Source organism: Rhodococcus sp. NPDC059968, assembly GCF_042738615.1.
Taxonomy (GTDB): domain Bacteria; phylum Actinomycetota; class Actinomycetes; order Mycobacteriales; family Mycobacteriaceae; genus Rhodococcus_F.
Map to the genome: position 1 here is coordinate 1 of NZ_JBHWUE010000088.1, position 24,299 is coordinate 24,299.

Here is a 24,299-nt window from a genome sequence, read left to right on the forward strand (position 1 = left end):
CTACACAAATCCACCCAATCCTCACGACGCCATGAGCACGGCCCCCCGCGTACCCAAGCTCAGGTAATCACCGCTCCGCGAAAATCGGCGCTAACTGCCCGACCCGCAGCGACGCGGCGTCACCCAGTTCTACCGGAGCCGGGACGTCGCCCCGAGCACGCAGCACAGCCAGATCGGACAATGGGTCGCGCCCCACCACATCAGTGCGCACAACGGTCCCGTCGGTGAACGCCGCCTCGGCCCCGCTCGCTCCGGCAACCACGTGCGCACTCGTCAGCAACAGCCGGTCATCGGTGATCACACTCGCACTGCCCGAACCGCTCCCCCGTGATGTCCGCACAACCAAGCTGGCCACACTCGGCAACACGGCATCGGCGACCGAGATCACCGTCCTCGAGTATCCGTCCAACTCATCCAGTTCGCCCATACCCACTACCAGCGCCGGCACACCACCGCCTATGCCCCTGTTCGCTCCCAGCTGACCACCGAATCACTACCCGCCGGTATCGGCGCGAAACCCTCCGCGTGTTTCGTCCACAAGCGCTAGCATCGCCGATCGTGACAACACTGCGCGGCGTGCCGATGACACTATTGCGTATCAATTACCAATTACTCCGTATGCCTTTGCAATTCGTGGAGCACATCGCGGTCGCGCAACTCGACGAACAGGCACCCGCGCGCCTCGCCTACGAACAGCTGCTCATTCAGTGCGATCGGGCGGCCGGCTATCTTCTCAACGACGAGAACGCCGTCGGCCGTGCGGCAGAACTGCGCCGACATACGACTGCCGTTCGGGTCGGAATCGCCCGCCGACATGAGCGAGTAGATGCCGAGAGCGCGAAACTCCTGGATCTCCAGCGTGCACGGTTCCACCGGCGCCGCCAACCCCGCAGAAACACCGACCCGGCGTGAACCTACCCGCAAACGGACCGGGCGGCGGGTACGAGGCCGACCACTCACCGGCAGAGGGTGCGTTCGGCGGTGGCGACCAGGGTGCGAGAGACGTCGTCGACGGGAAGATTCCGCCCGGTGTAGAGCTGGTCGAAGCTGTCGAAGCTCGCCAACAGCCAGAGCAGGTCGGCGGCTTCGTCGACGGTAACGTCCGGCCGCAGAACCTCCTGCTCGGCCAGTCGCTGGGCGAGGTGGACCATCCCGCCGGCCCGGTTCTCCTCGATCCGCGCAACAGCCCCACCTACTGCATCCGCGTCGAGTTGGGCCATCGAGAACAGTGCCCGGAAGACGTCGCGGTGGGCTGCGAACACCCGGACGCCGGAGTCGATTCCGCCGCGCAGGTGCTCGCGCGCGTCCGGGTGCTCCGCCGCGTCCACCACCGCCTGGAACCCTGCCCGGTGCCACCACAGGTCGGTGGTGAGTGCGTCGAACAGTCCGGATCGTGAACCGAAGACCAGGTAGACGGTGGAGCGGGAGACACCCGCGGTCCGGGCCACCTGCTCGACACTCACCGGCGTGGACGGTGCTCGGCGCAGCCGCTCATAAACCGCGTCGAGGATGTTGCGGCGCGTTTCCTCGGCCGCCTCCGCGCGCAGGCGCTGCTCGTACTTCCTGGTGGCCACAGCCGTCACTCTAACATTTTCACTTGACATGTCGTCTCGTGAAGTTCACGCTATTAATCGAAAGACATATTGTCCGGCGAAATTGCGAAGAGCCAGCCGCCCTCCCCTGACGTCGAGACAACCAGCCTTCCGACGAAGGAGCTGACGTCATGAACAGCCTGACCGCACCCACCCGTCCGCCGATTCCCCCGGCGTCCACGCCTGTACTCGTGGTCGGAGCGGGTCCGGCGGGACTGACCACGGCAATCACGCTGGCTCGCCACGGGATCGAGGTCATGGTCGTGGAGCGGCGGCCCGCCCTATCGGGGCTGCCGCGGGCGGCCTCGGCCAGTACCCGCACGATGGAGCTGTTGCGGTCCTGGGGGCTGGAGCAGGAGATCCGGGCAGGCGGAGTCGAGGTCGAATGGAAGCAATGGGTCGGTCCTACGCTCACCGCGGCCGGCGACACCCACCTGACCAGCTTCCCGACCCGGGAGCAGAGCGCGGTCCTCAGCCCGACCGCCCCTGCCTCGGTTCCGCAGGATCACCTCGAGCCCGTGCTGCTGGACCACCTGCGCTCGTTCGGCACCGCGCGGGTGGAGATGGGCACCGAGGTGGTCGGCCTCGACTACCGGAGCGATGACGTCCAGGTGACGCTGCGCGACGCCGAAACCCGCCAAACCCGAATCGTTTACGCCCGCTACCTCGTCGCGGCGGACGGCGCGCGCAGCACGGTGCGCGCCACCCTCGGGATCGTGATGCGGGGGCCGGGGCGTCTGTCCCAGGCAATCGGGACCGAGTTCCACGCCCCACTGTGGGAACTGCTCGGCGACCGCCGCTACTACATCTACGCCGTCACCCACCCAGAAGCCGCGGGGGTCTTCGTCCCGGCCGGCCGCGGTGACCGATGGGTCTACGGCGTGGAACACGAACTCGCGCAGGATCCCTCGCCAATTCTGACGAAGGAACAGTCCGCCCGCCTCATCCGGCTCGGCAGCGGACTAGCCGATCTGGAGCCGAGGATCGAACGCATCGGAACGTTCACCTTCGCCGCGCAGCTCGCGGACCGCTGGCGGGACGGCGCCGTGTTTCTCGTCGGCGACGCCGCACACCAGATCACTCCGCGCGGGGGCACCGGCATGAACACCGCCATCCAGAGTGCCTACGACCTCGGGTGGAAACTCGCCTGGGTGCTGCGCGGCTGGACCGGACCGCAGCTACTGGACACCTACGAGGCCGAGCGGCGACCGGTGGCCGCGCACAACGTGGCCCGATCGGCCGACCCGCACGGCGGAGCCCGACTCGCCGCGCACGAACTACCCGCGGACCTCGGCGGCCGAATCCCGCACGTCTGGTTGCGCTCCCGAGGCGACGCCGTGTCCACCCTCGACTTACTCGGACCCGGACTGACATTGTTCACGAACGGCCCGAGCGCGTCCTGGCAGCGCGCCGCGAGCTCCATCCCCGGGCCTCCGCTCGCAATCCACGACCTCGACGCCATCACCGCCCGCGGAATGGGCATCCCCCACGGCGGGGCACTCCTGGCGCGCCCGGACGGGGCGCCGGCCGGATGGTGGCCGTCAGGCACCGAACCGGGCGCGGCAGTCCGCGACGCGATCCGGGCCCTGCTGACGCCAACGGAGACTGCGGATCGGCTTTCGGAGGCCCGGGGCCCGCTGAGCGGAGCAGGAAGCGTCGGTGGAGGCACGCGCGTGCGGCGACGAAACGCACATCCGTACGACAAGGCCGGGTGATGAGGTGTCGATTTGCCGCGGATCGCGGAAGTGTCGAAACGCGCTTGCCCCCGGAAGGTTTGGCACTGCACGGACAGACGCTCCGTTTTCGGACAAGTATCACTGTCAACGCTGCCTCGGCCCGCTGACCTGCCCGCGCGAACTACGTTGTTCTGGACTTGCGAGTCCTTTCCAGGAGATCACGCGACGGACATCAACCGTGCAGGCTTGCGCCGCACGGCACACCGTTTCCGATGTCCGCTATTGACGAAAGCACCAGGTCCAGGTGATGATTTAGGTATCCCACCTCGAGGTGGGGAGAGGGTCCGCCCCTCTGTTGGAGATCACTCATCGGGCAGCACCAGAACGGTCGCTGTCGTCGTGTGTCCACAACAGAAAGGGGTCCACATGGTCGAGCCCGCAGTCCTGATCGCCCTGCTGATCGCCGCCTGCTTCATTTTCTTCGTGACCGCCTGCTTGGTCACGGTCATCGTCATCGTCATCGTCACCGGCAGCACTGCCGGCCTCCGTGACTTCGCGAAGGTGCTCGCTGCATTCGGGCGCGTAATTCGCCTCCGGTTCCGGTTCGGCAACTGACCGAAGCGCGAGACCCTCGAACGTAAGGGAGTCCCCGGCATCGGTCCGGGGACTCCCCCCGGGGCCTGTGTCATCAATCTTTTCCGCGCTTCCGCGCAACATCCGTTCGCTTGGCGGCGCCGCGGCTGTCTGGTGCCGAATCGTGGAAACCCGCGCAGCGGCTTCGGCACGACGATGCTGGTCGCCACTACCTCACCTCGGGTTGCCCGACCGTACCGATCGGATGGCGTGAGAAGAAATCCTTCAGGCCCTGGGCCACTGCCGTCGGGTCTTGCACCATCAGGAGGTGCCCGGCCTCCGGCACGGAGAGGCGCTCGGCCCGGGGGAACCAGGACTGTACGAGCTCGCTCCCTTCAACGAATCGCGGTGCGCTCTCGGCGCCGAGCACATTGAGCACCGGCCGCGTGATGCGTCCGGCCGCCCCTGCCCCGAAACTACATCGCTGCACGGCGGGCATCTCAGCTTGGAAGAACATGTCGGCCTCGTCGAGCGCCTCGTCGAAAGCAGTTGGAATCACTCGGTCCAGCGCGGCACGGTAGCCATCGCCGCACACATGTCGCAGGAAACCGTCCACCGCGGCGGCCTTGTCGCCTGATTCGTAGGCGGCGATGACGGGCTGCAGCGCGGCAGTGACCTGCTCTGAGCTGGAGATTCCACGGACGGCGGGTTCGAGCAGCGCCACCGAGCCGACGCGCTCGGGCTTCTCCGTCGCCAACTGGAGCGCGACGAGCGCACCGTAGGAGTGACCCACGATGTGGGCAGTGTCCCAGCCGACGTGATCCATCAGCCTGACGCAGATTGCGGCATCTTCGGCGACCGTGAGTGCCCGGTATCCCCCGCTGTCTGATTCTCGGAGTCGACGCCGGTACCGCAAGATCGAATACTGCGTCAGCTGCTCGACCAGTGGGTCGTACCACGAGACGAAGGCACTGGCGTGTACGAGCACGACGCGCTCCCCGCCCTCGCGCAGCTGATAGGCCAGTTCGACGTCACCGAGCCGCAAGCTATCCACGGCATCCCTTACGGATCCGCTCCATGGAGTCAGTTGTAGTGGAATGGCTCACGAAGTCAAGGGTCTCCACGGCAGGACTCCCGGTGGGCTCTCCCGCGGAGCCACCCACCGGGTTTCTGCCTTCGAACGCCGCATCGCACGTGTAGCGCGACACGACTCTAGCGAAGTGGGAACCCGAGACGGATGAGCGATTCCTTCAGCCGATCCCGCCCGTTCAGTCGCGCCGCGGACGCGAGTCGGTCCAGAACCCTTTCAATCCAGGAATGTTCGAGCTGCTGCGCCGAGTAGAAGGCTGCGATCCGCCCCTCGTAGGCGTCGACGTGGTCGCGCTGGGCGGGCAGGTCGTACTTCTCGTGGTGCAACACCGCCGCTCGGGGCAGGCGCGGTTTGATCTGGGCGTCGGCGTCCTGATGCGGATGTCCGACGACGAGCCCGAACACCGCGAACACGTGGGGCGGCAGGCCGAGTTCCACCGCGACCTCCTCGGGCTTGTTGCGCAGTGCCCCGATGAACACCGTTCCCAGCCCGAGCGACTCGGCCGCGGTCACGGCGTTCTGCGCCGCCAGGGCTGCATCGATGAACCCGATGTAGCTGCTCTCGAGGTAGTCGGCTCCCGCGATCGGCGCGTCGCGGTCGCCGGCGAGCTGGCGGACACGGGCGAAGTCGGCGAGCCAGACCAGCAGGACGGGGGCCTCGACGATGTGGGCCTGGTCGCCCGCGAGCGCGGCCAGTCGAGCCTTGCTGTCGGGGTCGCGGACCGCGACGACACTCCACGCCTGCAGGTTCGACGACGTGGCGGCCGACTGCGCAGCCGAGACGAGGACATCGAGCGTCTCGTCGGTCAGCGGATCGGGTAGGTATCGGCGGACCGACCTGTGCGAGTGCAGGGCTTCCAGAACCGGATTCCACTGCGCGGGTTCGGTGAGGGCGGCGTCCCAGTAGCGCTGCTGCAGCGCCGTGCGAGGTGCGATGTCTGCGATGGTCACCCGGACAGGAAAGCCGACCGCCGTCCCCCATTCCAGTGTTAGGCGCACCGTGATTCCGGAGATAGCCACAGCGCAGCCACCGATCGGCGACAATTCGGGGGCTGCCGACATCTGTTCGGGAACTACGTGACGCAAGCGAATAGGGAGTGGACGTGACGGAACGGGTCATCGTGGTGACGGGTGCCGGCTCGGGAATCGGTCGGTCCATGGCGACCGGACTGCTCGATGCCGGACATCACGTGGTGCTGACAGGCCGGGCGCGGGAAAAGCTGGACGAGACAGCGAACGGTCACGAACACGCGCTCGTGGTGCCGGCCGACGTCTCGTCGCCGCAGTCGGTGCACAGTCTCTTCGCCGCCGTGGCCGAACGATTCGGCCGCCTGGACGTACTCGTCAACAATGCGGGCACATTCGGCCCCTCCGGCGCTGTGGACGAGATCGAACCGGAAGACTGGGACCGGACCGTCGCCACAAATTTGACGGGGGTCTTCCTCTGCTCCCGAGAGGCCGTGCGAATGATGAAGGCGCAGACACCTCGCGGCGGACGCATCATCAACAACGGCTCGCTGTCCGCGCACACGCCACGACCCGCGAGCGTCGCCTACACGGCAACCAAACACGGGGTGTCGGGGCTGACCAAGTCGATCGCGCTCGACGGACGCGACCACGACATCTGCTGCACTCAGATCGACATCGGGAACGCCGCAACCGCCATGACGGCGGGCATCGGCCAATCCGCCCGCCAACCGGACGGATCATTGCGTGCGGAACCCACCTTCGATCCGCGGTACGTCGCGGACGCGGTGTCCCGACTGGTCGAACTCCCCTTGGACGTCACCGTGCCGACGATGACGATCATGGCCGCCGGGATGCCGTATATCGGCCGCGGCTGACCGAGCCGACCGTCAGACGCGCTGCAGTGGAAGCGGCTGCCCCCTTACACACCCGGGATGTCGGAGATCCGCACGTCGTCGGTGTTCAGGTCGCGCAGCACCTCGCTGCGTACCGAATCGAGGTAGCCGATGTGAGTCGCAAATGCGTCGCGGGCCTTTACCGGGTCGCCGGTGGCGATCGCCTGATACATGCCTTCGTGCTGTTCCATCACCAGGCGTCGATCCAGTCGATCGACGAAGACACGGTTGGTCACCGGGCGGATCAGGTGCACCGAGGTCATCGCCAACTCCAGGATCGGGTTGTGCGCCGCCCGGGTGATCGCGGTGTGAAATTCCAGGTCGAGGCCGAGCCACTCCTCGATATCCATCTCGAAATCTCGCGACGCCAGGACCGGCCTCCGGATGGCCTCGAGGTCTTCTTCGGTGTGACGCTGCGCCGCCATCGCGACACTGAATTCCTCCAGTACCCGGCGCGCTTCGTCCACGTCGTGCACGGTGACGTCGCCGGCGCGGAACCAGAGGCGGATGGCGTCGCCGAGCAACTCGGCGATGTCGTCCGAGTCCGGGACCGCCACATACGTGCCGCCTCCTACGCCGCCGCGAACCGACGTGAGCAGTCCCGTCGCGGTCAGCAGTTTGAGGGCCTCGCGGGCGGTGTTGCGTGACACATCGAACGTGTCCGCGAGATCGAGTTCGGTGGGCAGCCGCTCCCCCGGGACCCAGACGCCGTCGGCGATCGCCGATCTGAGCTGCCTGGCGATCTGCCCCGAGGCGTCCTTTCGGGTCAGCGCCGTCGGCCTGAACGCTCGATCCATTGCGGGACACCTCTCCGTTGCCTGATGTTGTGCTCTGCATTACAGTAACGCCCAACGTTCAATGTCCAACATTGAACGTTGACCAAACCTCCAGCACACAAACCGACAGAAACAACCCAACCGCCACCCCGGCCTGCCCGCCGGCCACCACGGAAGTGACCACAGATGAGCCTCGACTGGGATATCCAAGAAGCCACCATCGACAGCGTTCAGCACGCCTATCGCGACGGCACCGCAACGGCGCGCGACGTCGTGCAGGCATACCTCGACCGCATCGCGGGTCTCGACCAGGACGGGCCTCGACTGAACTCGGTCATCACCGTGTCCGACACCGCCCTCGACGACGCCGACGCGCTCGACCGCTCCCTCGGTCTGACCGGGGAGCTGGCAGGACCGCTGCACGGGGTGCCCGTCCTGGTGAAGGATCAGGCCGCGACGGCGGGGATACGCACCACCTTCGGCAACAAGAACGCCGCGAACTATGTGCCCACCGAGGATGCAACCGCGATCAAGAAGCTCAAGGCCGCCGGCGCGATCATCCTCGGCAAGACGACGATGCCCGACTTCGCCACCTCATGGTTCTCGACCTCCTCGGTCTCCGGGGTCACCAAGAACCCCTACGACCTGACCCGGGACCCGGGCGGATCCAGCAGCGGTTCCGGAGCCGCCATCGCCGCAAATCTCGCCCTCGTCGGCATCGGTGAGGACACCGGCGGTTCGATCCGCCTCCCCGCCTCGTTCTGCAACCTCGTCGGCTTCCGCGTCACACCCGGCATGATCAGCCGCAACGGCATGTCTCCCCTGGTGGTACCGCAAGACACTGCCGGCCCGATGACCCGAACCGTGACCGACGCCGCCATACTCCTCGACGTCCTGGTCGGCTACGACCCCACCGACGATTTCACCACGGTGGCTCGCCATCACCGCCACTCCGGTTCCTTCGCCGAGAACATCAAAGGTGCCACTGTGGTCGACAAGCGGATCGGCGTCCTGCGCAGCGCATTCGGCGACGCGAACGATTCCGCCGGAGCAGCCGTCAACGATGTCATCGACAACGCACTCGCGGAGCTGGGTGCCGCCGGAGCCGAACTCGTCGACATCGAGATCCCAAAACTCGACCACTACGTCTCGTTCACCTCGCTCTACTTCACCCGCTCCCGCAACGACATGAACCGCTTCTTCGCCGAAAACCCCGATATCGGGATCGCCGGCGTCGACGAGGTTCGCCGAAGCGGCACGTACGACCCACACCTCGATCTGTTCGAAGGCATCACCGACGGCCCCGCGGACCCCAAGTCCGATCCCGACTACCTCGACCGCGTCCTCGCACGCGAAGAGTTCGCGAGGATCGTCACAGCACTGTTCGTCGAACGCGCCCTCGACGCCATCGTCTTTCCCGACGTGAAACTCCCCGCACCCACGCACGACGACGTGCTCGGCGGCCGCTGGACCTGCCTCACCTATCCGACCAACACCGTCATCGCGTCCCAACTGCACTTCCCCGCAGTCTCGGTCCCGGCGGGATTCACCGCAGACGGACTCCCGGTCGGCCTGGAGATCATGTCCACCCGCTTCGAAGAAACGACGCTGCTCCAGGTCGCCCGCGGGGTCGAACGGGTTCTCGGCGCGCGCAGGGCCCCCTCCCTGGATGCTCCCACCGGAACGGGCGCCTGATGTCCGTCACCCTCAACTCGGACATGGGCGAAGCCTTCGGCATTCACACTTTCGGCAACGACACCGCCCTGCTCGACTACGTCGACACGATCAACGTCGCCTGCGGGATGCACTCCGGGGACCCCAGCACCATGGCGCACACGGTCACAGCCGCACTCGATGCGAACGTCACGATCGGCGCTCACCCGGGGCTACCCGACCCGGTGGGTTTCGGGCGTCGAGAAATGAAGCTGACCGCGAACGAGATCCGGGATCTGATCCGCTACCAAGTCGGTGCCCTGACTGCATTTCTCGACGCCGTGGGCGCCCCGCTTCATCACATCAAACCGCACGGTGCCCTCTACGGGATGCTTTCGCGCAGCGAAGAGTTGATGGAATCCGCCTGTGATGTCGCCGAACAGTACGGCGTCCCGATCCTCGGCCTCCCCCACACCGCGCACCAGCGGGTGGCCGACCGCCGCGGTGTGGAATTCGTCGCCGAGTTCTACGTCGATCTCGACTACAACGACGACGGCACCATCATCGTCAACCGGACCGCCGCCCCCCACGACCTCGCCGACATCGAAGCCAAAGCACACCGGGCGCTTGTCGATGGCAAGACGACATCGATCCACGGCACCGAAATCGACGTCACCGTCGAATCACTCTGTATCCACTCCGACCTGCGCAACGCACCGGACGTAGCGGCGCGACTTCGCACGATGCTCGACCAGCACGCAGGCAATACCTGAGCGCTTCCTTCGGCGGAAGTCGCCGTGCGCGCGGCATCGGTTTCACGCGAGCTTCACCCCGCCGCCCAGTCGACCCGCGCGGCCAGGGAACGATTCCTGCTCGCGTTGGATTCCCCGACCCAGGCAATGCGGCCGTAGACGTACTCGCGAAAATGCGGTCTGCCGTCCCGATTCTGCGAATCAGGTCCGTAGCGAGCGCAATTGAAGAGCAGGGCTCTGAGGTTGTCGTACTCGGCTCGCGCCGCCTGCGGACGAGTGTTGACCACCAACCCCGCCAGGTGCTGGCGTCGGTGCGCCCGCATGATCCGGGTCTTACCGGGGTGCACGGAGAAGCCTTCGTCCGCCACGATCCGGCCGACGGCGTGGATCAGTCGGTCCACCGCCAGTTCCGTGCCGGAGAACGCGAGGTCGTCGGCATACCTCGTGTAGCCGGCGCGATGAGTTCTCGCGAGTCCGGTCAATCTGCGGTCGAGCCGGTATGCGACGAGATTGGCGAGCGCCGGCGAGGTCGGTGCGCCCTGCGGTAGGTGCGCACCCCTGAGCCGACTCGCCGCATCGAAGGGAAGCTGCGCGAGGACACCTGGCGGGGTGGACGTCGTGCAGAGCCCGGCGAGCACACGTGACACCGGGGTCGGGTAGCCGAGGGCATCGAAGACCGCCCTCACCCGCGTCTGGGAGACGGAGGGAAAGAAGGCACGGAGGTCGATGCGCACCACGACGTCGTGTCCCGCATGGGGAGCGGCGAACGTGTGGACGCTGCGACCTCGGACGAATCCGTGCGCCGCGGCGTGGGGCGGGACGCGGTCGAGTACAGACCGCAGAATCCGGCGCTGCACCTCTCGAAGGCGTTCCTTGGGCGCCTCGAGCAGGCGGTTGTCCGATCGGATCCGATAGCGGTAGTGCTGCAGCGGAGTCGCTTTCGTGCGCAGCCATCCGCCGGGGTCTGCGAACCAGTCGAGGTCGGCGGGGGTGAGACCGACCGCCTCGGCGACCCCCGCCGTGCGCGACCACCGCGGGACGTCGAACTTCCAGTGACTGCCAGGCAACTCGACGACCGTCTCCGGTCGCTCGATTTGCGGGAGATCCGACAGCAGCCGATAGACGCTGTCGGCGCCGTCGATCGGCGGCGTGGGCATGAGGTCGTAGAGCCGTGTCGCGATCCGGCCGGCATCGGGCGCACCGGTTTCCTCGAAGCGGAGCATGAGGCCGGCCCTGGTCCAGGCTCCGGTGGTCGCCAGCGCCGCGAGGCGACGAGCGATCTCCGGCTGCAGGGCCCGGCCGGCTGTCATGTGTGCGACGGTGCGAGGTGACCGATATCTGTCGTCTGCGGCGCGCCGAAGCACGCGGAGCATACGGTCGCGCGTCGGACGGTGTCTCCGATGAACACTGTCGAGCCAGGGGTTGCCCCTGGCGTGGTCGCGGCCGGCGCACCGGCCTCACCACTCTCACCTCTGCACCGTCGCACCTCGTGAGAATGCCACATGACCTCTGCCGTGCGGGGCCCTATCGGTCTTGATTTCGAATCGAGCGACTCCGCCAGTCGGAGTGCGCAATCGATCCAGTCAGCGGCGGCACAGGGCGACGACGTCGATTTCGACCAGGAAGTCACCGAGATGCGATCCGACGGTGGTCCGCGCCGGGTACGGATGCGAGACGAACTTCTGATACGTCTCGTTGAAACCCGTGAAGTCTCGCGCTGGATTCTGCAGGTGGACGGTGGCTTTGACCACGTGTGAGAAGTCCGAGCCGCACGATTCGAGTACGGCTGCGAGGTTGCACATCGCCTGTTCCGTTTGTTCCTCGATGGTGGTGCCGACGAGTTCCCACGTGTTCGGGTGGTGGGGCGTCTGGCCTGCTGTGTAGAGGACCCCATCGGCAATGATCGCTTGGGAGTAGTGCCCGGCAGGGCGGGGTGCGTGTTCAGTGCTGACTTGTTGCCTGTTCATGTGTTTCCTCGGTCTCGCGTGTTCGTTGTTCTCGATATCGGGCGGGCGGGTGAGGTGTTCAGAGCACCTTCGAGAGGAACGCGCGGGTTCGTTCCTGGTGCGGGTTCCCCAGAACCTCGGACGGCGGGCCTGCCTCGACGACGACACCCTGGTCCATGAAGACGATCTGATCGCTGACCTCGCGGGCAAACCCCAGCTCGTGGGTGACCACGACCATGGTCATTCCGGCTTCCGCAAGGGACTTCATCACGTCCAGTACCTCACCGACGAGTTCCGGGTCGAGGGCTGAGGTCGGTTCGTCGAAGAGCAGCAACTTGGGCTTCATCGCCAGTGCGCGGGCAATCGCGATCCGCTGTTGCTGTCCCCCGGAGAGCTCCCGCGGGTATGCCTGAGCTCGGTTCCCCAGTCCGACACGATCGAGCAGCACGTGCGCCTCCGCAGTCACCTCGTCACGGGGTCTGCCGAGAACGTGAATCGGGGCTTCGACGATGTTCTCGAGCACCGTCATATGCGGAAACAGGTTGAAGCGCTGAAACACCATGCCGGCATTCAGTCGGGACCGCGCCGTCTGCCGCGGCTTCATCTCGTGAAGCCGGCCGTTACGTTCCGAGTAGCCGATCAATTGTCGATCCACGTAGAGGCGGCCCGCATCAACTTTCTCGAGGTGATTGATGCAGCGCAGGAAGGTTGTCTTCCCGGAACCGGACGGTCCGATGAGGCATGTCACCGAGCCGCGCTCGACGCTGAGGTCGATGCCCTTGAGGATCTCGGTAGCACCGAATCGCTTCCGTACTCCCTCTGCTTTCACCATGACGGTGTTCATTTCGCCCTTCCCAGTGCAAATCGACGGCGTGTGGGGGCTACCGACGCGGTGAAACCGCGCGCGTAATGTTTCTCGAGCTTGTCCTGGAATAAGCTCAGGATGGTGGTCATCAGGAGATACCACAGGCTCGCGACGATGAGCAGCGGAATCGTCTGGTAGTTCAACGAATAGATGATCTGCGCGGAGTACAGCAGATCGGAGATCGCCAGAACGCTGACGAGGGTTGTCCCTTTCAGCATCGAGATCACCTGGTTCCCCGTCGGGGGGAGCACCACGCGCATGGCCTGGGGAAGAATGACCCGGCGCATCAGCTGAGCCTTGTTCATTCCCAGCGCCTGAGCCGCGTCGTACTGGCCGTTGTCCACCGATCCGATGCCGCCGCGGATGATCTCTGCCATGTAGGCCGCTTCGTTCAGAGACAGCCCGAGGAGAGCGGCCCCGAGTGGCGTGATCAGCGCGTTGACGGAACCGGCCATGAATTCGGGTCCCCCGAAAGGGATTCCGATCGAGATGGTGGGATACAGGGCAGCGATGTTGTACCAGAAGATCAATTGGACGAGGAGCGGAGTTCCCCGGAAGAACCATATATACCCCCGGCTGATCGAACTGACGATCGGGTTCTCCGACAGCCGCATGACGGCAAGGAGCGTTCCGAGCGAGATACCAGCGGTCATCGAGACGATCGTCAAGATGATCGTCAGAACTACGCCTCGAAGTATCTCCGGGGCAAAGAGATAGGACGACACGACATTCCAATGGAACCGGTCGTTCGTTGCGACGTTCCAGGTCACCGCCACGGCGACGATGAGCAGTGCCAGCCCGAATGTCTGTCGCACAGGATGTTTGAGTGGCACAACAGGGATGGAAGTGTCCGGGGACGCCGATAGCGCGGACGGAGGAGGGAAGGCGTCTCGCGAGGCCAATTGGTGCATCGTAGGTCTCCTTATTGAGCCGCGTTGACGCGAGCATGGGTGATCATCGCGGACTCCGAACCGTATTTTCCGAGCACTTCCCTGTACGCATCGCTGGCGATGACAGAGTCGAGTGCAGCGGACACGGCGTCGACGAGTGCGGGTTCCTTGGTCACGCCGACGGCGACGGGGGTGTCGTCGAATGTGTCCGACAACTCGAGGGCGGGATTATTCGCCGTGGCGTACGCGAGGATCGGGGAATCTGCCAGGACGGCGTCTTGCCGGCCACTGGTCAGCGCAGAAATCGCTTGCCGCGTGTCCTGGAACTGGCCGATCTGGATCGGCGGCTTACCGTCGGTCGCGCACTCTTGCTCATAGGCCGGAATGTTGACGGTGAGCTGATACGAGCCCGTCAGGACGCCGACCTTCTTGCCGCAGAGAGTGTCCTTCGTGACTGGCTCCCCTCCCTTCGCGACAACGATGGCGTTTCCCACCTGCATGTAGTCGACGAAATCCATTGCCGCCATCCGCTTGGTGGTGGGCGTCATCGAGGACACCGTCGTGTCGTAGCGTCCGGCCGCGATCCCCGGAATGATGGAGTCGAAATTGACGACTTTGATGTCGACGTCCAGGTTCAGAGCCTTTCCGATGAGTCTCGCGATGTCGGGGTTCGTTCCCGTCATGTACCGGGTGCCCTCCGAATAGAACTGGGTGGGCGGTTCATTCGTCGGGATCGCCACCCGCAGTGTGTGCCGTGCTGCCACCGAGTCGGGCAGCAGTGCGACGGCCGATTCGTTCACCGCGAGTGACGGCGTCTCGTCACCCTCGACAGGAGCCGAGGCCGGCGGGTCCGAAAATTCTTCGAGCCGACCGCAACCGACCGAGGAGAAGAGGAGGGCGGCGAGTGCGCCGGCACACACGAGTCGGTGAGAGTTGCGTCCGCGGTGTCCGGTCATGACGAGGACTTCTGCTTCGGCGTGACCGTCTGCGGTCCGGTGGACGCGTTCGTCGAGCGGGCGAAGGCGGCGTGCCGGTTCCGAACGAGGGACGGCCCGTTGTCCTGCAGTTCCTTGATGCTCGAGACCCCCAGCAGCATCATCGTCCGGGTCATCTCCTCCGCGAAGATCCGCAGCACGTGCGAGACACCCTCCTGGCCCGCCGCCGCGAGACCGTAGAGGTACGGGCGGCCGATCGCACACGCATTCGCCCCCAGCGCCAGGGCCTTGATCGCGTCGGAGCCGCGGCGGATGCCACCGTCGACGATGATCTCGACCCGTCCGTTCACCCGTTCGACGATCTCCGGCAGGACGTCCAGCGGGGAGGCCATGTGATCGAGTTGCCGGCCGCCGTGGTTGCTGACCTGGATGGCGTCGATCCCGATGTCAGCGGCGATCGCCGCGTCGTCGGCGCTGACGCACCCCTTGAGGACGATCGGACCGCTCCATCGCGAGCGTAGGTCGCAGAGGGTGTCCCAGTCGGTGGGCTCGTAGGAGCCCGACAGCAGGGTTCGCCACATATCCGGTGTGCTCGCCATCGGCCCTTCCGCGATGGTCCCATCGAGATTGGGGAAGGCGATCGCGTCGTTGCGCAGAAACCCCCACGCCCACACGGGATGTAGGGCCCCTTCGATGACCGTCCGCGGTTTCAGGGACGGGGGTGCCGTGAAGCCGTTGCGGTAGTCGCGTTCGCGATGACCGATCGCTCGGCAATCGACGTTGACCAGCACGGCCTCGTATCCCGCGTTCGCTGTCCGGTCGAGCATCGCCTGGAGCATGCCCTTGTCCGCCATCGGTTCGATGTTGAACCAGCGACGAAGGCCCGGGGTCTGCGCGCTGACCAGTTCCATCGGAGTGGTACTCAGGTGCGCCAGACCGTACGGGACATCCGCGGCGAGAGCAGCACGCGCCGCACCGAGTTCGCCCTCCGGGTGAAAGAGTCGTGTTCCCCCGGTGGGAGAGAGCATCAACGGCATCGCGACCGGCTTGCCCAGGAGAGTCGACGCCAAGTCGAGGTTCTCCACGGCGCCCCACCGTGGCACGAAGGACCAGTCGTCGAACGAGGAACGATTGCGGCGGACTGACGCTTCGTCTTCCCCGCCGCCCTCGATGTAGTCGAAGATGCTCAGCGGGAGACGTGCGGCGGCCATCTTTCGTACGTCTTCGATGCTGTGGCATCGCCATGCAAGCCGTTGTGACACGGACCGAGCGGGGCCCTCGACGTTCACTAACGACCTGATATCTCTGAGCTTCATCGGGACTCCTCGAAATGGTTCTGAACACCACCCGGTGCGTGGGGTGAACCAATAGTGATCCACACCTCACTTGGTTGATATGGAGAAGTTTCCAAGCCCAGAAATGTTTGTTGTAAGATCTTCCAAATGAATCCATCGGTGGAATTGTCGCGGCGCGGCGACACGACGCCTGTGCTTATCGCGCTGTCGGCCTGGACCGATCTCGTGCAAGAAGATCTACTGCACGCGAATCCGACGGCAGAGAACCTCCGCCGCCCCGTCGCCGACGTGCAGCTCTACGACGCACTCGACGACCATGCGAACGTCCGGAACACAGTCGTCCTTGCGATGGGGGTGTCCTGCGGGTCGGCCGGATTCGAGCGAGTACTCGTTCACGCCGCCGACGGCGAGGCCGCCGCCGTGATCGTCAAAGCACGAGGAACGCCGATCGAGGATCTGCGGGCCGCGTCCAGTCGTCACGACGTTCCCGTGCTCGTCGTCGGAGACGGCGCGGACTGGACACGGCTGATTGCGATGGCCCGAACAGCGGTCGCGGGTGCTGCGGTCGATTCGGTATCGGGCGTGCGTTTGGGCGATCTGTTCGCCTTCGCCAATGCCGTGGCCTCGATAGCCAATGGAGCCGCCAGCATCGTCGACCCCTCGGGCCGCATCCTCGGATACTCCACAGTGCCGGGCCAGCCGATCGACGACCTACGGCGAGAAACGACTCTGACCCTTCAGGAGCGGACACCCCCAGCCCTCGACGCCGATTTCAAGGTCGTCCACTCCTCTACCGCCGCACTGTTCGTGCAGTCGCCCAGCGGGATCGCGCACCGGCTGGCACTTGCGGTCCGGGCGGGCGGGGAACTGCTCGGATCGATCTGGATCATCGATCCCGGAGGTGAACGCCGCCAACCGGCTCTCGATGCACTCGACAGGCTGGCGCCACTGGCCGGCCTCCACATGCTTCACGCCCGGTCCGCATCCGACTTCACCGAGCGCCGCAACGCCGACCTCATGCGGACGTTGATGGATGATCCGGCACAAGCCTCGTTCGCTGCCGCGCAACTCGGACTCGAGTTCACCGATGGATTCGCCATTGCGGCGTTCGCCCTCGCCCACCCGAACGCCGGCAGCCTCGACGCCATGCGCGAGCAACATCGACTACTTCAACTCGTGACCGTCACGTGCAACGTCCAGTTCCGCAGTGCGTACAGCGCCCTGATCGACTCGGTCGTGTATGCGCTGTTGCCCTGCGCGGGCGAGTCTCCCCGTGCAGCCCACCGTCGTGTCATTCGTGACATCGGCTCCTACGCGACGACGATCAGCGCGCATCCCGTGGTCGCCGCAGTCGGCGGCATCGCCGAGCAGATCAGCGAGCTACCCCGATCCCGGACCGAGGCGATGCGTACATTGCAATACCTGATGCACCAACAGTCGGTCACGAGAGAGAATCCGACTCCACAACCCCCGGCAGCGGCCGTGTTCGAAGACTATTGGACCGAGCTCAACCTGCTGGAGATCGGTAAGTACATAGCCGAGAAGCGTCTCGACAAGTTCGACGTCATCGATGCGATCCGGGCGTACGACGCCACCCATCACACCGACTTTTTGATCACGCTGCGTGCGTACTTCGATTCGAACGCGAACGTGTCCAAAGCGGCGGACCGAATCCATGTCCACGGCAATACCATTCGGTACAGGATCACCCGCCTCACCGATGAGTTCCATATCGACTTCGACAATCCGACCACGCGCCTATGGCTGTGGCTCCGACTCGTTTCGACAGACCTCATGTGAGTGGACGCATCCGGGGTGGGTCCACCCCCCCCGCTGTACAGACTCTGGGACGTGATCGTTGCGGCCTGCACGCCGGGCGCAGGGAACGCGAGAATCGTCAGCGCCATGGCGCCGATGACGAGGCCGGCGAGACATGCCGCGCCGCCTACGCTCGCGCGAATCGCGTGAAGTGGTTGAAATCTTCGGCCTCTGCGTTGACTCACCATGACGATCTCCGTGTGCTCTTGCCCGTGCCGCTACGCCGGCGACGTGAAAGCCAGCATCGCCGCTACTCATCGTGACCGCATCGGCCGAAGTACGCGTGCGCATACCTGCTTCTCGATCACCACGGCTCATTCGACCGTAGGCCGCTGACGAAACCGGACGGCCAGTACCGCGGCGGCGAGTGCTGCCGCGAGAACGATGCTCGAAGCGACGAGCAATGCCAGGTGGTAACCATCGGACAGCAGTGGCGTGACGACGAGCGGGCCCGCGATCTGACCGAGACTGTATCCGGTCGTCAAGATCGCGACCGCGCGTGGGAACTGGAGGTGAGCGCCGATCGTCAGCGACATCTGACTGATCCCGAGGAATGTTCCCCCGAACAGGAAGGCGGAGATCAGGGCCGGCCAGATAGCGTCTGCCACCGCGGGCAGCGCGATGCCGGCAGCCTGAACGACGAGGGCGATCACCAGCAGGATCGGGCGGGACCATCGCCGGCTGAGCAACGCCCAGAGTGGACCGGACGGTAGCGCCGCCAGCCCGACGAGCACCCAGGCGCCACTGCCGGCGACGCTGCCTGCGGTGTGGTCGATCGCTGCGACGAGAAAGGTGCCGGCGATGATGTATCCGACGCCTTCGAGGGAATAGCTGATGAAGAGCACACTGAACCAGCTGTACCCCCTTTTGTGTGACCTTCTGCGCTGGGCCGCCGGCGCCGTCGGAGCGCGTTCCGGTGTGAGAGTCCACGCGGCGAGGGTGCAGATCAGGGTCAGCAATGCAGCCGCCCACCACACGGAGCCCCACGTGCCCATCGACCGCAAGATGAGGACGACGAGCCCGGACAGGGCAATACCTGCTCCGATTCCGCCGAACGCCCAACCCGACAGGTGTGCCGCGTGCCCACTCAGAGTGGAGTGCATGGCGCTGACAGCGATGACGAAGACCAACGCACTGGTAACACCCGCAACACATCGCATTACGGCCCAGACAGTTTCGTTCGATGTCACCGGCATGAGCGCCAGCGTGGCGGTCAGGATCAGCAGCGAGACACGCATGGCTGCCGTCGAGCGCACCAATCCGGGTAGGACGATTCCGGCGAGCGCCCCGATGAGGTATCCGAGATAGTTTGCCGTCGCCAGAGCGGCGCCCGCCGACGGTGTCAATCCTGCCTGGGCCTCCATCAGCGGAAGTACAGGTGTGTAGACGAACCGTCCGATGCCCATACTCGCCGCCAATGCGGCCCCGACCTGGCCGACCGTGACCCACGGCGAAGTGGGCGTGCGGAACGCGACCAGGTCTTCGGCGCTGTCCACTGCGTTCATGCGTTCTCTTTCGGAAACATTCGGTCGGCAGGCGCGCAGACCGCTCTAGCGAGCCACAGATTTCAGGGAGGCCGGGCGGCTGGACTCGTGGGTGTGGAACAGGAAGCGCGACATGGCAGGGGTCAGGGTGGCGTCCTTGCGGCGGATGAACAGGGTTTCCGCGCGCGAGTCGGTCGGCGCCAGGTGGTGCACCTTCAAGGCCGCCGCCAACGGCGAAGTGGTCACCACGCCCAGCGGCAGCAGGGTCACGCCCATCCCCGCGGCCGCACACCCGAGGATGCCCTCGAGAGTTCCGAACTCGAGGACGTCCGGGCTCGGCACTCCGTACTGCTCGAAGAGCCTCTCGAGGCGGGCCCGATAGGCGCAGCCGGCCCGGAGGACGAGAACCTTGTGCCGCCGGCCGTCGGCCAGTAATGAGTCCAGATCTGCCACGCGAACGCCGCTCACCAATACAAGTTGCTCGATGAAGACCTGCTCGGAGATCAGGTCCGGATGCCGCACCGGGCCGCAGACGAAGGCACCGTCGAGTCGATGCTCGATCACCTGGGTGGTCAGCGCGTCGGTGGTGTCGGTCGCCAAGGTGAAGTCGACTCGTGGGCACTCTTCGCTGAAGGCAGCCAGCACCCCGGGGAGCCGCAATCCCGCGGTGGTCTCCATCGAGCCGATCGCCAGTCGTCCACCCGGATCTCGATCGTCGCTGACGACCTGCGTCACTTCCCGTACGAGCTGAGTGATCTGTTCGGCATAGGGCAGCAGACGTTCGCCGGAGTTCGTCAGGGTCACCCCACGGGCATGGCGGCGGAACAGTTCGACTCCGAGTTCGTCTTCGAGCGCGCGGATCCGTGAGCTGATGTTCGACTGAACCGTCAGAAGTTCCTTCGATGCCCGGGAAATTCCGCCGGCGCGGGCCACGGCCAGGAAGAAGTTCAGATCGCCGATGTCCATGACAACTATCGTGTTTCACTCCACAGGTCCCGAACGATCTCCCCTGCGGGGGCCGAGCGAGCACTGCGATAGCCGATGCCGGCCCAGAGGGCGAGCCCGTGCGGGTCGCCGGCGGCGCCGGCTGCGGCTCGCAGCCCACTGGTCAGCAGGTGTACCTGCGGATATGCCGCCACCGCGTCAGCATCGAAGTCGGTGATGAAGTCGTTGACCAGGCCACGCGCGGGACGACCGGAGAACGCGCGAGTTACGACGGTGTCGGTGAAGCGGGCGTCGTGCAACGCGGCCCGGTGCGCGGGTTTGGTCCCTGCCTCGTCGGCGTCGAGGAGAGCGGTACCGATCTGGACGGCTATAGCACCGGCCGCGAGTGTCGCCACGACGTCTGCTCCGGTCGCTATCCCTCCCGCCGCAATGATGGGAAGGTCGACTGCCGAGCGGGCCGCCTCGACCAAATCCCTCGTCGAACGTGGGTCCGGCTCGGCGTCGGGGTCGAGCGTCGCTCGGTGCCCGCCCGCGTCGACTCCTTGTAGACATATCGCGTCGACGCCCACCCGAGCGGCCGAGAGCGCCTCGCCGACATCCGAGACCGTGGCCACCACGACGCTGCCGGCGTCGTGCAACCGATCGACCATCTCCCGAGGCGGCAGGCCGAAGGTGAACGACACCACGGGAACGGCAAGCTCGACCGCGAGGTCGACCTTGGCGTCGAACGCGTCGTCGTCGAAGTCGACGACCTCCGGCAGCGACACCTGCCGGCGTTCGGCGAGCGGCAGCAACCGCTCCCGGTAGGCCTCCACCGCTGCACGGTCGGCCAGGGGGCGGCCGGGGACGAAAATATTGAGTCCGAACGGCGCGCTCGTCAGCGCGCGGACCGCCTCGACCTCACGCCGAACCGCGTCGACGGTCTTGTACCCGGCCGCAAGGAAGCCGAGGCCACCCGCGGACGAGACCGCGGCGACGAGCTCGGGCGTGCTCGGCCCTCCTGCCATCGGCGCCCCGACGATGGGAATTCGGAGGCCGTCCTCGAAGTCGAACACCTGGATCCTTTCGTTCGATGCATGCGTGGCGGACCAGATTCCCGTCCGCCTCACGCTTTCCTTCCTGATCCTGCACCGCTGCACTGCGGAGCGGAAATGCCTATTCGGCTGGATCTATGCTTGGGAGTTATGTCCATCGAACTGCGGCATCTGCGGGCGGCCGTTGCGATCGCCGAGGCAGGCTCGTTCACCGCCGCGGCAAACGCGCTCCACATCACCCAGCCCGCGCTCACGCGAACGGTGCAGCAGCTCGAGACCTCGCTCGGCGTTCGATTGTTCGACCGGACCTCGCGTGCACTCGCCCTCACCGAGGACGGCGCCGGATTCGTCGAGAAGGTGCGCGTCATTCTCGGCGATCTCGATTCCGCAGTTGCGCTGTACACCAACCGATCCCTCGTTCTCGGCTTCAGTTGGCTCCTGCCTGATCCGTGGGCGCAGCAGGTGATCGACGACGTCGAGAAGAACTCCCGCGCCACCGTCGTCCCGCGTCGCTACGACGACCCCGTCGCCGCACTGAACAACGCCACCGTGGACGCCGCCGTCGTCCGCCGGGATGTTCCCGGCGACGAGTTCGTGCAGCACCCGCTGTTCGAGGAGCAGCGGATTGCGGCGGTCTCGACCGCGTCGCCTCTGGCGACCCGAGAATCGATCGACTGGGCCGAGTTCGGAACACTTCCCCTGGTGATCAATACCCTCAGCGGCACCACATCCGAAGATCTGTGGCCGAACCACGACGGTCCGGTGGTGACGTGCTCGAACTTCGACGACTGGCTCGAGTTGATCGCCGCCGATCGGGGTGTCGGCACGGTTCCCGAAGTTGCCCGCAGGCGGGTAACCCATCGGAACGTCCAGTTCATCCCGCTGGTCGGTGCGCCGCCCGCTGTCGTGAGGTTCGTGTACCGCCGCAACCGGGTGACGCCGCTGCTCCGGGTGCTGCGGGACGCCGCGATCCGGCACTCTCCGCCACCCGGCGGAGCCGACGTCGGTCACCACGGCTGATTGTCATCCTCGGTGCGCAGGCGAAGCCGGGCGATTTCGCGCTCCAGTTCTGCAGTGCGGGATCGCAGGAGTTCGATTTCTTCTTGTAGACCCTTGCGGGCCAACGTGAGCGACTCCCGCATCCGTGCCTCGCCGTACTTCGGGGGAATGTTCTTCGTGCAGTTCCGGTCGAGGGCCTCGACGTGGATGACGAACGCGCGATCGCATCCGGGCTTTCCGACCCCCTCCGGTGCGGTGAGGAGACGTGCGATGAGATCCGGATCGTCGGCGCGCTCGACGACCTCGGCTCGTCCGTAGACCTTGACTCTGGTGCGGGTCGGGTAGTCGATGAAGAAGAGGGCCACTCGGTCGTTCTCGTCGAGGTTGCCGACCGTGACGAACTGCTGATTTCCCGAGTAGTCCGCCAGCGCAATCGTCGTCGGGTTCGGCACGTGCACGAAGCCGGGCGGGCCGCCACGGTGTTGGATATAGGGCCATCCGGAGGGCGTCACGGTCGCGATGAAGAACGAATCGGTGGCTCGGATCAGTGCAGTGACGGGGGTGTCCAGTTCGTCGGGCAGGCCTGGGTCGTCCTCCTGCGCCCGCGTGCGCCCATACCAGTTGATGCTCCCCGTCGCCTTCTGCCGCTCGGCCACTGGAGCAGTGAACGCGATCGCGCCGTACCGGGTCGGGTGTCTCATGACGAGTACTCGGAATCGATTTGCTTCCACGCCCGCCGGACTACCGGGCTGTCGACTCCCCGCCGCAACGTCAGCACGAACACCACTGCTGTGACCGTGGTTACCGCGATGGGATAGATCAGCCCGGCGAAGACGTTCCCGGTGGCGGAGTTGAGCGACAGCGCCACCAGAGGAGTGAAACCACCGAATACGCCGGTTCCGATGTGGTACGCCAGCGACAGTCCCGTGTAGCGGATCTGTGGCGGGAACAGCTCGGACAGGAATGCCGCTGTGGGCCCGTAGACCATGGTGACGAAGATGACCTGAATCGTCAGTGGCACGACCATCTGGATGTGGTGGCCGTGGACCGCGGCATCGCGGATCCAGAGGAACAGCGGGAGGTAGCCGACCGCCGAAAGAACCAAGCCGCACAGGATGATCCGAGTCCGTCCATATTTATCGGACATCCTGCCGAAGAGGACGAAGAACGGTGTCGCGATGACCAGGGCGATTCCGACGGAGACATTCGCGGTGAGGAAGTCGATCTTCAAGATCGTCTGCAGGAAGTAGAGCGTGTAGAACTGGCTGGTGTACCAGGCGACTCCCAGCCCGGCCGTGACTCCGAAGAGCACGACGAGCAGCAACGCGAAGGCCGGCTTGTGCGCCACCGCATCCTTGATCGGTGAACGCGAGAGGTGACCGCTCCGTCGCATCTCCTCGAACACCGGCGATTCGTGCATCCTCATGCGGATCTTGAGCGAGAACAGCACCAGGACCGCGGACAGAAGGAACGGAATCCGCCAGCCCCACGAATCGAATGCGTCCTCGCCCAACCCGACCCGGCAGAGCACGATGACGCCGATCGACAGGAGGAGGCCACCGGTCGCGGTGGTCTGGAGAACACTGGTGAGGGCTCCGCGTTTCTTCGCCGGTGAATTCTCCGCGATGTAGACGACGGCACCCCCGTACTCTCCGCCGATCGCGAGACCCTGCAGCAGCCGCAACGTCACCAGCAGTATCGGCGCCAGAATCCCGATGTGGTCGTAGGTGGGCATCAGTCCGAGCATCGTGGTGGCGCCGCCCATGATGAGCAAGGTCGTCATGAACGTCTTCTTCCGTCCGACCCGATCCCCCATTCTGCCGAACACCATGGCGCCGATCGGGCGTACGACAAAGCCCGTTCCGAAGGCGGCAATCGTGACGAGAAGTGCTGCGGTTCCGTCCCCCTCGGGAAAGAACATCCCGGAGAACACGACTGCGAGACTGCCGTAGATGTAGAAGTCGTACCATTCGATCAACGTTCCGACGCTCGACGCGGTGATGATCTTGCGAAGACTGCTCTTCGCTACACCGCTCGCGAGAGCGGGTGGTGAAACGGACTGGCTGGTGGTCATGGAAGGAATCCTTCTCCGGGACGCGCGGGTGAGGGTTGGCG

23 protein-coding genes and 1 pseudogene are annotated in these 24,299 nt (G+C 65.4%); 8 read left to right on the forward strand and 16 right to left on the reverse strand.

Going from position 1 to position 24,299, the window contains the following annotated elements; translation table 11 throughout:
• Window positions 1–91: 91 nt before the first annotated feature.
• A pseudogene (locus tag ACFWAY_RS41595) lies at window positions 92–427 on the reverse strand (trypsin-like peptidase domain-containing protein); the annotation flags it as partial.
• Window positions 428–582: 155 nt separating this feature from the next.
• Here ACFWAY_RS41595 and ACFWAY_RS41600 point away from each other — a divergent pair.
• Window positions 583–912 carry a hypothetical protein gene (locus ACFWAY_RS41600; RefSeq protein WP_378514650.1) on the forward strand — a complete coding sequence of 110 codons (330 nt, stop codon included), beginning with the start codon at window positions 583–585 and terminating at the stop codon, window positions 910–912.
• Window positions 913–956: 44 nt separating this feature from the next.
• Here ACFWAY_RS41600 and ACFWAY_RS41605 read toward each other — a convergent pair whose 3' ends face one another.
• Window positions 957–1,574: a TetR/AcrR family transcriptional regulator gene (locus ACFWAY_RS41605; RefSeq protein ID WP_378458830.1), complete on the reverse strand. Its 618-nt coding sequence runs from the start codon at window positions 1,572–1,574 to the stop codon at window positions 957–959.
• Window positions 1,575–1,723: 149 nt separating this feature from the next.
• Here ACFWAY_RS41605 and ACFWAY_RS41610 point away from each other — a divergent pair, with 149 nt between their 5' ends.
• Both ACFWAY_RS41610 and ACFWAY_RS41615 read left to right on the forward strand, forming a co-directional pair.
• Complete coding sequence (locus tag ACFWAY_RS41610; protein ID WP_378514626.1) at window positions 1,724–3,307, forward strand: FAD-dependent oxidoreductase; 1,584 nt, start codon at window positions 1,724–1,726, stop codon at window positions 3,305–3,307.
• A 387-nt stretch (window positions 3,308–3,694) separates the two neighbouring features.
• A complete protein-coding gene (locus ACFWAY_RS41615) occupies window positions 3,695–3,883 on the forward strand; it encodes a hypothetical protein (RefSeq protein ID WP_378514627.1) in 189 nt (62 codons plus the stop codon).
• A gap of 187 nt (window positions 3,884–4,070) precedes the next feature.
• Here ACFWAY_RS41615 and ACFWAY_RS41620 read toward each other — a convergent pair whose 3' ends face one another.
• Both ACFWAY_RS41620 and ACFWAY_RS41625 read right to left on the reverse strand, forming a co-directional pair.
• Window positions 4,071–4,895: an alpha/beta fold hydrolase gene (locus ACFWAY_RS41620; RefSeq protein ID WP_378514628.1), complete on the reverse strand. Its 825-nt coding sequence runs from the start codon at window positions 4,893–4,895 to the stop codon at window positions 4,071–4,073.
• Between the two features lie 158 nt (window positions 4,896–5,053).
• Entirely contained in the window at window positions 5,054–5,881 is an 828-nt protein-coding gene (locus ACFWAY_RS41625) for an NADPH-dependent oxidoreductase (RefSeq protein WP_378514629.1), read from the reverse strand.
• Between the two features lie 146 nt (window positions 5,882–6,027).
• On the opposite strand from ACFWAY_RS41625, the gene ACFWAY_RS41630 reads away from it, so the two are divergent.
• Window positions 6,028–6,774 (forward strand): SDR family oxidoreductase, encoded by a 747-nt coding sequence (locus ACFWAY_RS41630; RefSeq protein ID WP_378514630.1) that lies wholly within the window; start codon window positions 6,028–6,030, stop codon window positions 6,772–6,774.
• 44 nt (window positions 6,775–6,818) lie between these two features.
• On the opposite strand, the gene ACFWAY_RS41635 is transcribed toward ACFWAY_RS41630, so the two are convergent.
• Window positions 6,819–7,589, reverse strand: coding sequence for a FadR/GntR family transcriptional regulator (locus ACFWAY_RS41635; protein ID WP_378514631.1), 771 nt, complete (start codon window positions 7,587–7,589; stop codon window positions 6,819–6,821).
• Window positions 7,590–7,754: 165 nt separating this feature from the next.
• Here ACFWAY_RS41635 and ACFWAY_RS41640 point away from each other — a divergent pair, with 165 nt between their 5' ends.
• Together ACFWAY_RS41640 and ACFWAY_RS41645 are read left to right on the forward strand one after the other, a co-directional pair.
• Entirely contained in the window at window positions 7,755–9,263 is a 1,509-nt protein-coding gene (locus tag ACFWAY_RS41640) for an amidase (RefSeq protein ID WP_378514632.1), read from the forward strand.
• Window positions 9,263–9,994, forward strand: a complete 732-nt coding sequence (locus tag ACFWAY_RS41645; RefSeq protein WP_378458838.1) for a 5-oxoprolinase subunit PxpA — start codon at window positions 9,263–9,265, stop codon at window positions 9,992–9,994. The genes ACFWAY_RS41640 and ACFWAY_RS41645 overlap by 1 nt, the downstream gene beginning before the upstream one ends.
• 53 nt (window positions 9,995–10,047) lie before the next feature.
• Here ACFWAY_RS41645 and ACFWAY_RS41650 read toward each other — a convergent pair whose 3' ends face one another.
• The 6 genes from ACFWAY_RS41650 to ACFWAY_RS41675 form a co-directional block, all read right to left on the reverse strand.
• Entirely contained in the window at window positions 10,048–11,283 is a 1,236-nt protein-coding gene (locus tag ACFWAY_RS41650; protein ID WP_378514633.1) for a reverse transcriptase family protein, read from the reverse strand.
• 273 nt (window positions 11,284–11,556) lie between these two features.
• Complete coding sequence (locus ACFWAY_RS41655) at window positions 11,557–11,940, reverse strand: RidA family protein (RefSeq protein ID WP_378514634.1); 384 nt, start codon at window positions 11,938–11,940, stop codon at window positions 11,557–11,559.
• A gap of 58 nt (window positions 11,941–11,998) precedes the next feature.
• Window positions 11,999–12,763: an amino acid ABC transporter ATP-binding protein gene (locus ACFWAY_RS41660; protein ID WP_378514635.1), complete on the reverse strand. Its 765-nt coding sequence runs from the start codon at window positions 12,761–12,763 to the stop codon at window positions 11,999–12,001.
• Complete coding sequence (locus ACFWAY_RS41665) at window positions 12,760–13,695, reverse strand: amino acid ABC transporter permease (protein WP_378454649.1); 936 nt, start codon at window positions 13,693–13,695, stop codon at window positions 12,760–12,762. Before ACFWAY_RS41665 ends, ACFWAY_RS41660 begins: the two co-directional genes overlap by 4 nt.
• An 11-nt stretch (window positions 13,696–13,706) precedes the next feature.
• Entirely contained in the window at window positions 13,707–14,630 is a 924-nt protein-coding gene (locus tag ACFWAY_RS41670) for a transporter substrate-binding domain-containing protein (protein ID WP_378514636.1), read from the reverse strand.
• Complete coding sequence (locus ACFWAY_RS41675; protein WP_378514637.1) at window positions 14,627–15,820, reverse strand: alpha-hydroxy acid oxidase; 1,194 nt, start codon at window positions 15,818–15,820, stop codon at window positions 14,627–14,629. The genes ACFWAY_RS41670 and ACFWAY_RS41675 overlap by 4 nt, the downstream gene beginning before the upstream one ends.
• 231 nt (window positions 15,821–16,051) lie before the next feature.
• On the opposite strand from ACFWAY_RS41675, the gene ACFWAY_RS41680 reads away from it, so the two are divergent.
• Complete coding sequence (locus tag ACFWAY_RS41680; protein WP_378514638.1) at window positions 16,052–17,704, forward strand: PucR family transcriptional regulator; 1,653 nt, start codon at window positions 16,052–16,054, stop codon at window positions 17,702–17,704.
• Window positions 17,705–18,036: 332 nt separating this feature from the next.
• On the opposite strand, the gene ACFWAY_RS41685 is transcribed toward ACFWAY_RS41680, so the two are convergent.
• From ACFWAY_RS41685 to ACFWAY_RS41695, 3 genes are read right to left on the reverse strand one after another with little or no spacing between them, the layout of a single operon-like run.
• Window positions 18,037–19,227 carry a YbfB/YjiJ family MFS transporter gene (locus tag ACFWAY_RS41685; protein WP_378514639.1) on the reverse strand — a complete coding sequence of 397 codons (1,191 nt, stop codon included), beginning with the start codon at window positions 19,225–19,227 and terminating at the stop codon, window positions 18,037–18,039.
• A gap of 45 nt (window positions 19,228–19,272) precedes the next feature.
• A complete protein-coding gene (locus tag ACFWAY_RS41690; protein ID WP_378514640.1) occupies window positions 19,273–20,172 on the reverse strand; it encodes a LysR substrate-binding domain-containing protein in 900 nt (299 codons plus the stop codon).
• A gap of 5 nt (window positions 20,173–20,177) precedes the next feature.
• On the reverse strand, window positions 20,178–21,206 hold the full coding sequence (locus ACFWAY_RS41695; protein WP_378454655.1) for an NAD(P)H-dependent flavin oxidoreductase: 1,029 nt from the start codon (window positions 21,204–21,206) through the stop codon (window positions 20,178–20,180).
• Between the two features lie 129 nt (window positions 21,207–21,335).
• Between ACFWAY_RS41695 and ACFWAY_RS41700 the strand changes: the two genes are divergently transcribed.
• Window positions 21,336–22,205, forward strand: a complete 870-nt coding sequence (locus ACFWAY_RS41700) for a LysR family transcriptional regulator (RefSeq protein WP_378454656.1) — start codon at window positions 21,336–21,338, stop codon at window positions 22,203–22,205.
• Here the strand turns inward: ACFWAY_RS41700 and ACFWAY_RS41705 are convergent.
• On the reverse strand, window positions 22,193–22,885 hold the full coding sequence (locus ACFWAY_RS41705; protein WP_378454657.1) for a pyridoxamine 5'-phosphate oxidase family protein: 693 nt from the start codon (window positions 22,883–22,885) through the stop codon (window positions 22,193–22,195). The two genes, ACFWAY_RS41700 and ACFWAY_RS41705, sit on opposite strands and share 13 nt — an antisense overlap.
• Window positions 22,882–24,258, reverse strand: a complete 1,377-nt coding sequence (locus ACFWAY_RS41710) for an MFS transporter (protein WP_378514641.1) — start codon at window positions 24,256–24,258, stop codon at window positions 22,882–22,884. The genes ACFWAY_RS41705 and ACFWAY_RS41710 overlap by 4 nt, the downstream gene beginning before the upstream one ends.
• Between the last annotated feature and the right edge of the window lie 41 nt (window positions 24,259–24,299).

Coding starts and splice junctions, on each gene's coding strand:
- ACFWAY_RS41600 (WP_378514650.1), top strand. CDS start 583: ATGACACTATTGCGTATCAATTACCAATTACTCCGTATGCCTTTGCAA.
- ACFWAY_RS41610 (WP_378514626.1), top strand. CDS start 1,724: ATGAACAGCCTGACCGCACCCACCCGTCCGCCGATTCCCCCGGCGTCC.
- ACFWAY_RS41615 (WP_378514627.1), top strand. CDS start 3,695: ATGGTCGAGCCCGCAGTCCTGATCGCCCTGCTGATCGCCGCCTGCTTC.
- ACFWAY_RS41635 (WP_378514631.1), bottom strand. CDS start 7,589: ATGGATCGAGCGTTCAGGCCGACGGCGCTGACCCGAAAGGACGCCTCG.
- ACFWAY_RS41640 (WP_378514632.1), top strand. CDS start 7,755: ATGAGCCTCGACTGGGATATCCAAGAAGCCACCATCGACAGCGTTCAG.
- ACFWAY_RS41645 (WP_378458838.1), top strand. CDS start 9,263: ATGTCCGTCACCCTCAACTCGGACATGGGCGAAGCCTTCGGCATTCAC.
- ACFWAY_RS41650 (WP_378514633.1), bottom strand. CDS start 11,283: ATGACAGCCGGCCGGGCCCTGCAGCCGGAGATCGCTCGTCGCCTCGCG.
- ACFWAY_RS41655 (WP_378514634.1), bottom strand. CDS start 11,940: ATGAACAGGCAACAAGTCAGCACTGAACACGCACCCCGCCCTGCCGGG.
- ACFWAY_RS41660 (WP_378514635.1), bottom strand. CDS start 12,763: ATGAACACCGTCATGGTGAAAGCAGAGGGAGTACGGAAGCGATTCGGT.
- ACFWAY_RS41665 (WP_378454649.1), bottom strand. CDS start 13,695: ATGCACCAATTGGCCTCGCGAGACGCCTTCCCTCCTCCGTCCGCGCTA.
- ACFWAY_RS41670 (WP_378514636.1), bottom strand. CDS start 14,630: ATGACCGGACACCGCGGACGCAACTCTCACCGACTCGTGTGTGCCGGC.
- ACFWAY_RS41675 (WP_378514637.1), bottom strand. CDS start 15,820: ATGGCCGCCGCACGTCTCCCGCTGAGCATCTTCGACTACATCGAGGGC.
- ACFWAY_RS41680 (WP_378514638.1), top strand. CDS start 16,052: ATGAATCCATCGGTGGAATTGTCGCGGCGCGGCGACACGACGCCTGTG.
- ACFWAY_RS41685 (WP_378514639.1), bottom strand. CDS start 19,227: ATGAACGCAGTGGACAGCGCCGAAGACCTGGTCGCGTTCCGCACGCCC.
- ACFWAY_RS41690 (WP_378514640.1), bottom strand. CDS start 20,172: ATGGACATCGGCGATCTGAACTTCTTCCTGGCCGTGGCCCGCGCCGGC.
- ACFWAY_RS41700 (WP_378454656.1), top strand. CDS start 21,336: ATGTCCATCGAACTGCGGCATCTGCGGGCGGCCGTTGCGATCGCCGAG.
- ACFWAY_RS41705 (WP_378454657.1), bottom strand. CDS start 22,885: ATGAGACACCCGACCCGGTACGGCGCGATCGCGTTCACTGCTCCAGTG.
- ACFWAY_RS41710 (WP_378514641.1), bottom strand. CDS start 24,258: ATGACCACCAGCCAGTCCGTTTCACCACCCGCTCTCGCGAGCGGTGTA.